This is a genomic window from Mycobacterium sp. P7213 (assembly GCF_900604305.1).
GTDB lineage: Bacteria > Actinomycetota > Actinomycetes > Mycobacteriales > Mycobacteriaceae > Mycobacterium.
Genome location: NZ_UWOA01000078.1, coordinates 1 through 12,262, shown reverse-complemented (window position 1 = coordinate 12,262; position 12,262 = coordinate 1). Strand labels below are relative to the sequence as shown.

At 67.7% G+C, this 12,262-nt stretch carries 8 protein-coding genes and 2 pseudogenes; 5 read left to right on the top strand and 5 right to left on the bottom strand.

Going from position 1 to position 12,262, the window contains the following annotated elements; all coding sequences use genetic code 11:
* Positions 1 to 557 (top strand): annotated as a pseudogene (locus EJK91_RS21975) (hypothetical protein); the annotation flags it as partial.
* Here the strand turns inward: EJK91_RS21975 and EJK91_RS20505 are convergent.
* Positions 517 to 1,683, bottom strand: coding sequence for an AI-2E family transporter (locus tag EJK91_RS20505; protein ID WP_046300646.1), 1,167 nt, complete (start codon positions 1,681 to 1,683; stop codon positions 517 to 519). The pseudogene EJK91_RS21975 and the gene EJK91_RS20505 overlap by 41 nt on opposite strands.
* Before the next feature lie 189 nt (positions 1,684 to 1,872).
* Between EJK91_RS20505 and EJK91_RS20500 the strand changes: the two genes are divergently transcribed.
* Positions 1,873 to 3,006, top strand: a complete 1,134-nt coding sequence (locus EJK91_RS20500) for a lysylphosphatidylglycerol synthase transmembrane domain-containing protein (RefSeq protein ID WP_241178770.1) — start codon at positions 1,873 to 1,875, stop codon at positions 3,004 to 3,006.
* A 16-nt stretch (positions 3,007 to 3,022) separates the two neighbouring features.
* On the opposite strand, the pseudogene EJK91_RS22800 reads toward EJK91_RS20500, so the two are convergent.
* Positions 3,023 to 3,325, bottom strand: a pseudogene (locus tag EJK91_RS22800) (hemophore); the annotation flags it as partial.
* Positions 3,326 to 3,713: 388 nt separating this feature from the next.
* Here EJK91_RS22800 and EJK91_RS20490 point away from each other — a divergent pair.
* The gene (locus EJK91_RS20490) at positions 3,714 to 6,710 is read left to right on the top strand and encodes an MMPL family transporter (protein WP_125079826.1); all 2,997 of its coding nucleotides are present in this window, start codon (positions 3,714 to 3,716) and stop codon (positions 6,708 to 6,710) included.
* Positions 6,707 to 7,201, top strand: coding sequence for a helix-turn-helix domain-containing protein (locus EJK91_RS20485; protein ID WP_024442667.1), 495 nt, complete (start codon positions 6,707 to 6,709; stop codon positions 7,199 to 7,201). The genes EJK91_RS20490 and EJK91_RS20485 overlap by 4 nt, the downstream gene beginning before the upstream one ends.
* A gap of 23 nt (positions 7,202 to 7,224) precedes the next feature.
* Here EJK91_RS20485 and EJK91_RS20480 read toward each other — a convergent pair whose 3' ends face one another.
* Together EJK91_RS20480 and EJK91_RS20475 are read right to left on the bottom strand one after the other, a co-directional pair.
* Entirely contained in the window at positions 7,225 to 7,920 is a 696-nt protein-coding gene (locus tag EJK91_RS20480; protein WP_241178769.1) for a hypothetical protein, read from the bottom strand.
* 14 nt (positions 7,921 to 7,934) lie between these two features.
* Positions 7,935 to 8,651, bottom strand: coding sequence for a hypothetical protein (locus EJK91_RS20475; RefSeq protein ID WP_125079825.1), 717 nt, complete (start codon positions 8,649 to 8,651; stop codon positions 7,935 to 7,937).
* A 51-nt stretch (positions 8,652 to 8,702) separates the two neighbouring features.
* Between EJK91_RS20475 and EJK91_RS20470 the strand changes: the two genes are divergently transcribed.
* Entirely contained in the window at positions 8,703 to 10,688 is a 1,986-nt protein-coding gene (locus EJK91_RS20470) for a M13 family metallopeptidase (protein WP_125079824.1), read from the top strand.
* Between the two features lie 726 nt (positions 10,689 to 11,414).
* On the opposite strand, the gene EJK91_RS20465 is transcribed toward EJK91_RS20470, so the two are convergent.
* On the bottom strand, positions 11,415 to 12,262 hold an 848-nt coding region (locus EJK91_RS20465; protein ID WP_241178768.1), incomplete at its 5' end, for a L,D-transpeptidase.

Sequence of the window (12,262 nt, the reverse complement as noted above, 5' to 3'; positions counted from 1 at the left end):
ACCCGACCCACCCCTCGCCGGGCCGCGCTGCCCCGGCGCAGCGTGCCGCAGAACAGCTGCCGACCCGGCCGGTGAGCGGCAATCCGTCCAACGCCCGGACCAATCGGATCAACACCGGCCCCGCCGAACCGCCCACCACCCGCTTCTCGGCAGCGGACCCGGCGACCGAGCGAGTGGCGTCCCCCGGCAAGGAGTCCCCGGGCGCGGGCGAGGAGCGCGAAATCGAGTCATGGCTGGGCGAACTGCGCGGCGGCCGTGAGGCGCCTCAGGCCCGCCGCGGCCGGCAGGGGGAACCTGAGCCGGACGCTTCCGACGAGCGGACCCGGTCCCTGCCCAAACCCACTGGGGACGCGGACAACACCGAGAACGCCCCCACGACGGCGATCCCGGTTCAGAGCCCCCAAGCCGACCCCGAGAACCCGGCCACCGAGAAGTTCGCCGCGGTCGGCGATCAGCCCGGCGACGACGCGACGGATGACCCGCAGACCCCGCAGCGGCGCGGTACCACCGGCGGTCTCAGCGCTGCTGAACTGCTGCGTCGGGAGGGTCGGTACTGACGTCGCCGGATTCTGGGTCCGGCGTATCGTCATCCACGACTTCCAGGGCATCCTCCGCGTCCGGAGTACCTGAAGCCGAGGTTCCGACCAGTACTCGCACCGCCCGGTCGACGAAGGCGATCAACGGAACGGCGAGCAGCGCACCGACGATGCCGGCCAGGATTCCGCCGGTGGAGATGCCCAACACCACCGCCAGCGGGTGGATCGAGACGGCACGCCCCATGACCAGCGGCTGCAGCACGTGGGCTTCCAGTTGGTTGACCGCGATGATCAGCCCCAGGGTGACCAGAGCGTAGATCCACCCCTTGGCGATCAGGGCGACCAGTACGGCCAGCAACCCGGTGAGCACCGCACCGACCAGTGGGATGAAGGCCCCCAGGAACACCAACGAGGCCAGCGGCAACGCCAACGGCACGGCCATCACGGCCAAGCCGATGCCGATTCCCAGGGCGTCGACCAGGGCTACCAGGAAGGTGGCCCGCACATAGCCGATCAGTGATTCGAATCCCGCCACACCGGCCGCGTGCACGGTGGCGCGCACCTGGCTCGGGAAGAACTTCACCGTGAACCGCCAGATGTCGCGGCCACCGTAGAGGAAGAAGATCAGCGTGAACAGCACCACGAACGCGCCGGTGAAGATCTTGGTGATGGTCTCGGCTGTCGACAGCGCACCGCTGGTCAGTTTCGCCTGGTTGTTGCGCAGTCCGTTGACCACGCTGTCTCCGGCGCTGTCGATCTGCTCCCTGCTCAGGTGCAGAGGCCCTTCGACCAACCAGTGCTGGGTCGAGTTGACCACCTGGGTGACCTGATCGACCAGCTCGGGCACCCCGTCGATGAATTGGTCGACGACGAAGGTCAGCAACCCGGCGAGCACGGCCAGGCCGCTCAGCAGTAGCAGGAACACCGCAAGACCCCTGTGCACGCCGTGCCGGGACAACCAGTCCACGCCGGGCAGCAGCAGAGCCGACACCATCATCGCGATCGCCACCGGGACGACGATCACTTCGAGGCGCCGCATGATCAGCAGCACCAGCAGCACCGCGGCGAACAGCACCAGCAGGCGCCAGGCCCACGCGGCCGCCTTGCGCACCGTCGGATGTACGGATTCGTCTGCGCTGGCTGACATTCCGGTAGCGTAACGATGCCGCAGCGGGTGCACATCAGGTAGCCGAATATCGACCTAGCGCGGCTAACCTTTGGATTCGTGCCCCACGCCCCCGTTTCGCACGACTGCGTCGTTCCCGACGTCGTCGTTCATGGCGTCGGCGGGCGAGACCCCTCGGGTTCACAGCGCTCCGTTGGCAAATACCGGTGGGTGAGCCCGGTCCTGGTGGGTCTGGTGGCGATCGTGCTCACGGTTGAACTCGTGCTGGTTTGGGACCAGGTTTCCGCCGCGTGGTGCAGCCTGTGCCGGGCCGACGCCCGCTGGCTGATCGGGGCGGTGGTGGCCGCGGCGGCATCGATGCACAGCTTCGCGCAGATCCAGCGGACGCTGCTGGGCTCGGCCGGTGTGCACGTGTCGCAGCGGCAGTCCGAGGCCGCCTTCTACGCGGCCAACTCGCTCAGTACCACCTTGCCCGGTGGCCCCGTGCTGTCGACCACCTTCCTGTACCGGCAGCAACGCCGGTGGGGCGCGACTCCGGTGGTGGCGTCATGGCAGCTGGTGATGTCGGGGGTACTTCAGGCGGTCGGGCTGGCCCTCCTGGGCCTCGGCGGTGCTTTCCTGCTCGGGGCCAGTAGCAACCCGTTCTCCCTGCTGTTCACCCTCGGCGGCTTCATCGCGCTGCTCCTGCTGGCGCAGGCCGTCGCCACCCGACCGGAACTGATCGACGGCATCGGCGTCCGCGTGCTGTCCTGGTTCAACTCGATGCGCGCCCGGCCCACCGACGCCGGGATGGCGACCTGGCGCCGGTTGCTGGGCCAGCTGGAATCGGTGAGCCTGGGCCGCCGGGACTTGTCGACGGCGTTCGGCTGGTCGTTGTTCAACTGGGTGGCCGATGTGGCCTGCCTGGCCTGCGCCGCCTATGCCACCGGTGGGCGGGCATCGGTTGCCGGTTTGACGGTGGCTTACGCCGCTGCCCGCGCGGCGGGGACCATTCCCCTGATTCCCGGTGGCCTGCTGGTGGTGGAGGCCGTGCTGGTGCCTGGCCTGGTGTCGAGCGGGCTGACGGTGCCCGACGCCATCTCTGCGGTGCTGATCTACCGGATGATCAGCTGGGTGCTGATATCGGCCGCCGGCTGGGTCGTGTTCTTCTTCGCCTTCCGCACCGACAACGCGGCCGACCGCGACACCGACGAGTACGCGGCGGTCCTCAGCGAACCGCGACCGGTTGGGTCACCGCACCGACCGGCAGGCCGGTTACCGGCAGTCCCCCGGGCAGTCCGCCCCCGGGCAGGCCGCCCTGAGCCTGCACGGCCTGCAGTAGCCCGAGCACCTGCGGCAGGCTGACCGCCAGCTTGCACTGGTCGGTCACCTCTTGGACCGGCGCGGTGATCTTGGCCAGGTCGTCGCCGACCTTCGGGTTGGCGTCGAAGTGCGCCTTGAGGTTTGCCAGCGTCTGCGGGCCGGGCTGCTGCTGCAGCGCGCCGGTCATCACCTGGTTGGTGTCCGGGTGCGAGTCCAGGTAGTCACCGGTCGAGGTGACGACCTTGCCCACGGTCCGGGCGATCTCGCTGGCCACGCAGGGGTCTTTGGCCGCGGTCGCCGAGGGTGCCGACGGGGTGGCCAGCAGCGCGGCCGTGACGGCCCCGCCCAGAACGACAGGCACGGCGGCAAGGACGCCCTTGCCCGACAGACTGCGACGCACCGTGGCGCGGGTGATGTTCACGAATTCTCCTCACGACTGGCGAGATCTCCGATCCGCCCCGACGAGTCCCGCCACATTGCGGATGACGCTTCGACGATGGTCTGGTGTGCGCGCGATGCCCCCCGGCAGCAACGGCAGATCGAAAGACGGCCTTTTCCCCATCCTGACAGTAACCACCCGGTGCCGCCACCCGAGCACAGGTCAGCCTGGTCACAGTGTGGTTCCCGGACGGCATCGGAGCAGCTCAGAGGCGACAGAAACGGCCAGTGCAATAGGTTGCTGCGGTAGGCTCGCAGCACGCGACGCACCGGTGCGGGCGAGAGCGGGGAGAGACGAAATCCAGCAGTTCATGATGCGCTTCAGCAACAACCTGCGCAGATTCCGCTGGGTGGTCTTCACAGGGTGGTTACTTGCTGTGCTCGCCTCGCTCTACCTGGCGGCCACCCAGTCCGGTCATCTCACCGGCGGGGGTTTCGAGGTCCAGGGATCGCAGTCGCTGCATGTGCAGTACCAGCTCGAGGATCACTTTCCCGAGCAGGGCGCCTCACCGCTGGCCTTGGTGGCCGCACCCCGCGCCGACGCCACCTACCTGGACATGAAAGACGCCGTCGCGCTGCTGCAGCGGGCTGCCGGCGAGGTTCCCAGCGTGACGGTGCTGCCCGATACGACGCAACCGCCGCCGCGTCCCGACCGGCCATACGTGGTGTCCCTGCGAGTCGATTTCAACAACACCGGCGCCGTCGACGTCGCCAAGAAGCTGCGCACCAAGCTGGGCGTGGCCGACGAACATCCCGGCCGGGTCGAAAACGGTTCGGTCAACCTCTACGTGATCGGGCAGGGTGCCCTCGGCGCCGCGGCGTCGGCGAAGACCAAACAGGACATCGGCGCGGCAGAGCGCTGGAATCTTCCGATCGTGTTGGTCGTGTTGCTGGCAGTGTTCGGCTCACTGGCGGCCGCCGCCATCCCGCTGGCGCTGGGGATCGGCACAGTGATCGTCACCATGGGACTGGTCTATCTGCTGTCGCTGTTCACCACGATGTCGGTATTCGTCACGTCGACGGTGTCGATGTTCGGGATCGCACTGGCGATCGACTACTCGCTCTTCATTCTGATGCGCTACCGCGAGGAACTGCGGGCCGGCCGCCAGCCGCAGGAGGCCGTCGATGCGGCGATGGCGACGTCCGGGCTGGCCGTGGTGCTGTCGGGCCTCACCGTGGTGGCCTCCCTGACCGGGATCTATCTGATCAACACGCCGGTGCTGGTGTCGATGGCGACCGGAGCGATCCTGGCTGTCTCGGTGGCGGTGCTGGCGTCGGTCAGCCTGACCCCGGTGGTGCTGGCCGTGTTCGGCCGGGCAGTGGCCAAACGGTCGGCGCTGCTGCACTGGGCACGCAGCCCCCAGACCGTTCAGTCGCGGTTCTGGACCAGCTGGACGGCGTCGGTGATGCGGCGCCCCTGGGCCTCGGCGTTGGCGGCGGCGGGATTCCTGTTAGCGCTCGCGGCGCCGGCGCTGTCGCTGTCGCTGGGCAACAGCATGCTTCGCCAGTTCGACTCCTCCCACGAGATCCGGGGCGGGGTGGCCGCGGCAGCCCAAGCCCTGGGTCCGGGCGCGCTGGGACCGGTCCGGGTGTTGGTGACCATCCCCGGCGCGAACGCCTCGGCGCCGGCCCACGCCGAGACGTTTGCGGCGATCCGCCAGGAGATGTCGCAGGCCCCCAACATCGCTTCGGTGTCCCCGCCGGTCTTCGGCAACGACAACAGCAGCGGCCTGCTGTCTGCGGTGCTGTCCGTCGATCCCGAGGACATGGCCGCACGGACCACCGTGGACTGGATGCGCGAACACCTGCCGGAAGCGGCCGGCTCGCCGGCAGTGCAGGTGGACGTCGGCGGACCGACCGCATTGATCAAGGACTTCGACGACCGGGTCGCAGCGGCCGAACCGATGGTGCTGGTTTTCGTGGCGCTGATCGCCTTCCTGATGCTGTTGGTCTCCATCCAGTCGGTGCTGCTGGCGCTCAAGGGCGTCGTGATGACGGTGCTGTCGGTGGCAGCTGCCTACGGCAGCCTGGTGATGGTGTTCCAGTGGGGCTGGCTGGAACGGTTCGGTTTCGCATCGACCGGTTCCATCGACACGTTCATTCCGCCGCTCGTGCTGGCGATGACGTTCGGCTTGTCGATGGACTACGAGATCTTCCTGCTGACCCGCATCCGCGAGCGTTTCCTGCAGACCGGCAACACCCACGACGCGGTCGCCTACGGGGTGAGCACCAGCGCGCGCACCATCACCAGTGCCGCCCTGATCATGATCGCGGTGTTCATCGGTTTCGCGTTTGCCGGGATGCCGCTGGTGGCCGAACTGGGGGTGGCCTGCGCGGTGGCGATCGCGGTCGACGCCACCGTGGTTCGGCTGGTGCTGGTTCCGGCGCTGATGGCGATGTTCGCCGAGTGGAACTGGTGGCTGCCGCGCTGGCTGGCCCGGATCCTGCCGTCGGTCGACTTTGAAAAGCCGCTGCCCACAGTGGATTTGGGTGACGTCGTGGTGATACCCGATGACATCTCCGCGCTGATCACGCCCAGCGCTGACCTTCGTGTGGTGGTCAAGTCGGCGGCCCGGCTCAAAGGGCTGGTTCCGGACGCGGTCTGTGTCAGCGACCCGTTGGCGCTACGCGGCTGCGGCGTGGCCGAGATGGCCACCAGCAAGATCGAAGCGGTGCCGGTCACCACCGGGCCGGCAGCACCGCCTACGGCGGGCGGCAGAGGGGTGAGCCACGCGCTGGCCCGGCTGACAGGTGGCTGGCAGTCGCGTGCCGGCACGGTCCGGGCGCAGCCCCGCACCATTCGTCCGGTTCACCCGGTCACGGTGTGGCGACGCCGGCTCGCCATCGCGCTCGACGCGCTGGAAACCGAGTCATGGGCGGCCAGCGAGATCGGGCTCGACGTCCCGGCGTTGACCCGGTGCCGTCCGATGGAGGCCGCGGCCGTCCAACTGCCCACCGGAGACCGGCTGCAGATCCCCACCGGTGCCGAAACCCTGCGCCTGGCGGGCTACCTGGTACTGGCACGCAACAGCCCGCGCGACTATGCCGGGCTGGCCGACCTCGCCGATGCGCTGGGCCCGAAAACCGTTGCTGGGGCCCTCAGCGGAATTGATGCGTACTACTCTGGTCAACCAGCCGACGGACACTGGATGGCCACCCAGCTGGTATGTCGACTCGCCGATCCGGAGCCCACCGCACGCGGCGACTACACCCCCGGCAACGATGCGCTTGGGGCGAGTACGGACTGGGAACACGTCCAAGGGCGCTGCCTGGCAGTTGCCGTGGCGATGCTCGAGGAGGCGAGGTGACGTTGGCCGCGGACCGACGCCGTGGGCCGCTGCCCCGGCAGCCGTCCGGCGACACCGACCGGCCGGTCGAGTTCTGGCCCACGTCGGCCATCCGGGCTGCGCTACAGACCGGCGACATCGCCACCTGGCAGCTCATCGTGGTGGCACTCAAGCGCGATCCTTACGGCCGTACCGCCCGCCAGGTCGAAGAGGTGCTGGAAGGCACCGAATCCTTCGGTATCGCCAAAGCTTTGTCGGAGGTCCTGACCCGTGCCCGCGCGCATCTGGAGGCCAACGAGCGCGCGGAGGTCGCGCGTCACATGCGGGTGCTGATCGAGCGGTCGGGATTGAGCCAGCAAGAGTTCGCCTCGCGGGTGGGGGTTCCCGCCGACACGCTTGGTGACTACCTCAACGGCACAGTCAGCCCACCGGCCTCACTGATGATCCGGATGCGCCGACTGTCCGACCGCTTCGTCAAGCTGCACACCCGCGAGACGCCCGACGCCGTCTGACGCCGGCCGCCCCGCCCGGCGGGTCAGCGGGCGTGGATCGGTGACATCTCCAGCACCAGCCACTTTCCGCCGCGCTTGGTCAGCGTCAGGCGCACCGGCACAACCGACTGCTTGACCTGCTGGTTCGCCACCGTCTGGACGCTGCGCATCACGACCGCCACCCGCGCTGCCGACGGCCCGAGCGCCTCGACACCGGCACTGAGCGTCTGCGCCTCCACCGCGATGTTGCGGTTGGCCATGTCGGTGGCGGTCCGGCCAATGCTCTCCCGGAACGCATTGACCCGGTCCGGGACCATGTAGGTGGCAGCCTTCTCGATCGATGCGTCCGGGTTGGCCGGCGAGACCGTGGCCGCAGCTTCGGCCATGGCAACGGCGGTCTTGACCGCCTCACCCGAGTCGATCTCCAGGTCGCGGTCGGGAACGGTCCAGCGCAGGTATCCGAGCACCGCCGCGGCCACCAGCGCGGCCGCGGCCAGTCCGACGACCCCGAAGCGCAGACCGGGCCGCTCGTTGTCGGTGCCGACCGTGACCGCGTCACGGCGCAGCAGCACGAAATTGACCACCATGCCTTCGACGATCAGCAGGATCAACACCGAGCAGAGCGACACGTACCAGACCGGCCAGTCCAGCGTCAGCCCCACCAGGAGCAGACCCCCGACCGCGGCCAGCGGCGCGGCGATGTCGACGAACACCACCCGCCACAGAGGTTGCGATTTCAAGAGTTCCAGCTTGCTCATCGAATCGACCTCAATCGGGAGATCATCATGTTGCCGGCGACGTCGGTGACGTCGAGGTGCAGAGCCCAGTGCACGGTCTGGGGCCTGCCGCCGACGTTCTCGGCGATCGAAGTGGCGATCACCATCACCGGGTCGGTACGGCCGGGGTTCGACGGCTCGTCGCTGCCGGTCGCGGCCGGCTCGTCGAGGTCGTGGTGCTCGAGCTCGATGGCGACAGCTTCGATCCGGCCGGTGCTGCGCGACTGGATTCGCTGCACCACGTCACGGTAGGGCGCCAAGGCGGCATCGAACTCGCTGTTGAGTTCGCCGACGGTCTTGTCGCGCAGCCGGGCCATGCCCTTCTCGACGTTCTCGGCGTTCAAGTTGATCAGCACGCTGGTCCAGCTGGCGGCGGTCTGCAGCACCCGGCTGCGGTAGCCGCGCTCATTGACATCTTCGTGGTGTTCGTACCAAGTGATCAGGCTGAAGATCAGCGCCGCCACCGCGACCACGCCGAGGGCCACCGAGCCCCACCCGTAGCCGGAGAGTCCACCGCCGGAGGCCGCCGCAGCCGGTTGCGCGTGGGTGGTTTTCTTGCCGGTCTTCGCCGGCGCCTTTTCGTGCACCTTTTCTGCGGCGGCCGGGTCCTCGAGGCTCTCGTCAGTGACGGCATCGGGCTCGGTGAGCTCCTGGTCCACCTCGGTGGCGTCGTCGGGTTGCTGCTCGTCAGGCATGGCGGTGACGCTACAGGAGAGCTGCGGCATCCGTCGTGGAAGGATGGGACGGTGACCTCACCAGCCACCCGTTCCGGGCTTGATCTCAGCTACGTAGATAGTGGTGTCCGCCCGCAGGACGATCTGTTCGGTCATGTCAACGGCCGCTGGCTCGACGGCTACCAGATGCCCCCGGACCGCGCCACCGACGGAGCCTTCCGCGCCCTGTTCGATCGGGCCGAAATCCAGGTTCGCGACCTGCTCATTGAAGCCAGCGGATCGACCGCGGCCACGGGCACCGATGAGCGCCGGATCGGCGACCTCTACGCCAGCTTCACCGACGAGCAGACCGTCCGTGAGCGCGGAGTGGAGCCGCTGCGCCGGGAGCTGGCCGCCATCGACGATGCCGGTGACCGCGACGCCTTGGCGCGGGTGGTGGGCGCGGGCCAGCGCATCGGGGTCGGCGGCGGCGTCGGGCTCTACGTGGACACCGACTCGAAGGACTCGACTCGCTACCTGCTGCACCTGAACCAGTCGGGCATCGGCCTGCCCGACGAGTCCTACTACCGCGAGGAACAGCACGCCGAGATTCTGGCGGCCTACCCGGAGCACATCGCGGCGATGTTCGCTCTGGTCTACGGCGGGCAACCGGACGCGCACGCCGCGGCCGCGGCACGCATTGTGGCGCTGGAGACCCGACTGGCGAGCGCGCACTGGGACGTGGTGAAACGCCGCGACGCCGAGCTGACCTACAACCTGCGCACCTTCGCCGGGCTGCCGGCCGAGGCGCCCGGTTTCGACTGGGCCGGCTGGGTCGGTGCGCTCGGCGTCTCGGTGGCTGCTGCCGGCGAGCTGGTCGTGCGGCAACCCGATTTCCTGACGGCGTTCGCCGCATTGTGGGAGAGCGCGGACTTCGCCGACTGGCAGGGCTGGGCGCGCTGGCGGGTCATTCATGCGCGCGCCGGGCTGTTGACCGAAGAGTTGATCGCCGAGGACTTCGAGTTCTACGGACGCCGACTGTCGGGCACCGAGCAGATCCGGGACCGCTGGAAGCGCGGCGTGTCCGTGGTGGAGTCCCTGATGGGCGATGCCGTCGGAAAGCTTTACGTGGCAAAGCATTTCCCGCCGGACGCCAAGGCACGCATCGATGAGCTGGTCGGCAACCTGCGCGAGGCCTACCGGGCGAGCATCACCAATCTGGATTGGATGACACCGGAAACGCGCGAGCGGGCGCTGGCCAAGCTGGATAAGTTCACCGCCAAGGTCGGCTATCCCGCAAAGTGGCGGGACTACTCTGCGCTGGTCACCGACCGAGGCGACCTGTACGGCAACTACCTACGCGGCTATGCGGTCAACTACGACCGCGAACTGGCCAAGTTGGGCGGGCCGGTAGACCGCGACGAATGGTTCATGACACCGCAGACCGTCAATGCCTACTACAACCCGGGAATGAATGAGATCGTCTTTCCCGCCGCGATCCTGCAACCGCCGTTCTTCGATGCCGGCGCCGACGACGCGGCCAACTACGGCGGGATCGGCGCCGTGATCGGCCACGAGATCGGGCACGGGTTCGACGATCAGGGCGCCAAGTACGACGGCGACGGCAACCTGATCGATTGGTGGACCGACGCCGACCGCGCCGAATTCGGTTGCCGCACCAAGGCGTTGATCGCCCAGTATGAGAAATATGTGCCGCGTGAACTGGACGGCGACCGCCACGTGAACGGCGCCTTCACCGTTGGTGAGAACATCGGCGATCTCGGTGGGCTGTCCATTGCTCTGCTGGCCTACCAGTTGTCCCTGGCCGGCGCCGAGGCCCCGGTGATCGACGGCTTGACCGGCACCCAGCGCGTTTTCTTCGGCTGGGCGCAGGTGTGGCGCACGAAATCCCGTGACGCCGAGGCGATCCGGCGTCTAGCGGTGGATCCGCACTCTCCGCCGGAGTTCCGCTGCAACGGGGTGATCCGGAACATGGACGCTTACTACGACGCCTTCGACGTCACGCCAGACGACGCGCTCTACCTTGAGCCCGCTGCCCGGGTCCGGATCTGGAACTGAGCGGGGGCTCAGTTCGACGGGGTGAGCACCGAGACGGTGGCACTTTTGCCGGTGGTGACAGGCACAGCGGTTTTTGCCAGTGAGCCCCAGCCAGCAACTCCCGATGGAAGCTGGGCGTCACCCGCTCCTGTCTAACCACATCTGCCGTTGGGCATGAATATATTCCGTGTCGTTCCCGGCCCCCAGCAGGACGGCGAGTTCCAACTGAACGGGCCAAAGGGACCGCTCGGCCCGAATCCGCCATCCTGGACATAGACGCTGCCGTCGGGGAACTTCTCTCCCCAACACGACTGTCTTCCTCCCTGCTCGAAGAAGTGACCACCAGGACACCAGTCCGCCCGGGCGTCCGGTACGTGCGGGTCGCCTTCAGCAGCTGCGGCCGGAGCAAGGCAGAGCACCAGGACTCCGGCGGTCATCGTCACTACCTGAGCAAGTGACCTACTTGACTTCACTATGTGTGTCCTCCGAAGGTTCCAGCGCATTCCGACATGACGGCGGCGCGGTCCATGGTGCACTCTAGTGGATAGTAATCCTACTTTGGCGGAGTTGGGAGTAGTACGTCGCTGTCGCGCCCCAAGCTTAAAAAGCTCGATTGTCCCGGTTCCCACGTCACGTGGTCTGCACGTACCGCCTCAAGGGCCCCAGCGATGAGCCCGGCGACGGAGGTTGCTATCAGCTATGTCGGCAGGCCACCATCGCGGCCAGCTGCCATGCCCTCTCGCGGGCCTACATCTGCCAGTCTTGCGAACCGTCGTTCTTGGTGTAGGTACCGACGGAGTTCTTCACCACGACGGGATCGCCGCTGCCGAAGTTGTCGTAGAACCACTTGGCGTTGGCCGGGCTGAGGTTGATGCAGCCGTGACTGACGTTGCGCTTGCCCTGATCGGCCACTGACCACGGCGCGCTGTGCACGAAGCCCCCGCTGTTGTCGATCCGGACCGCATCCTGCACGGTGAGCTTGTATCCCCAACTGGAGTTCACCGGAACGCCGTAGGTGGACGAATCCATCACCACCGTGGGGAACTTCTCCAGCACGTAGTAGGTGCCGTTGGGGGTCTCGTGTCCCCCGGCGCTCATCCCCATCGACATGGGGAAGGTCTTCTCCACTTTGCCGTCTCGGGTGATCGTCATCTGATGGGTCTTGTCGTCGGCGGTCGCCACCAGGGAATCACCAATGCGGAAGCTCGACTTGGTGCCGCCTGCGTCGATGTTGACGACGGTGTGGGCGGGCCAGAAGTTCAGCGGACGCCACCGCACCTGACTCGGGGTCATCCAGTAGAACTTGCCGGACACCGGCGGGTTCGACGAGATGTGGATGGCCTGCTCGGCCATCGCCTTGTCGGCGATCGGCCGCTGGAAGTCGATGATGATCGGCTTGGCGACACCCACCATCGATCCGTTGACCGGGTTGAACGACGGCGGCAGGAACGGCGGCGTGCCGGTGAACGGCTCCGGGTTCTGGCCGACGACCGGTCCGGAGGCCGCGGCCGGCACCGCACCGGGCTGCCCCGGGGCTGCGGGGTCTGTCGACCCAGCCGGAACTGCCTGCGGGTCCGGACCCGGGGGGACGCCCT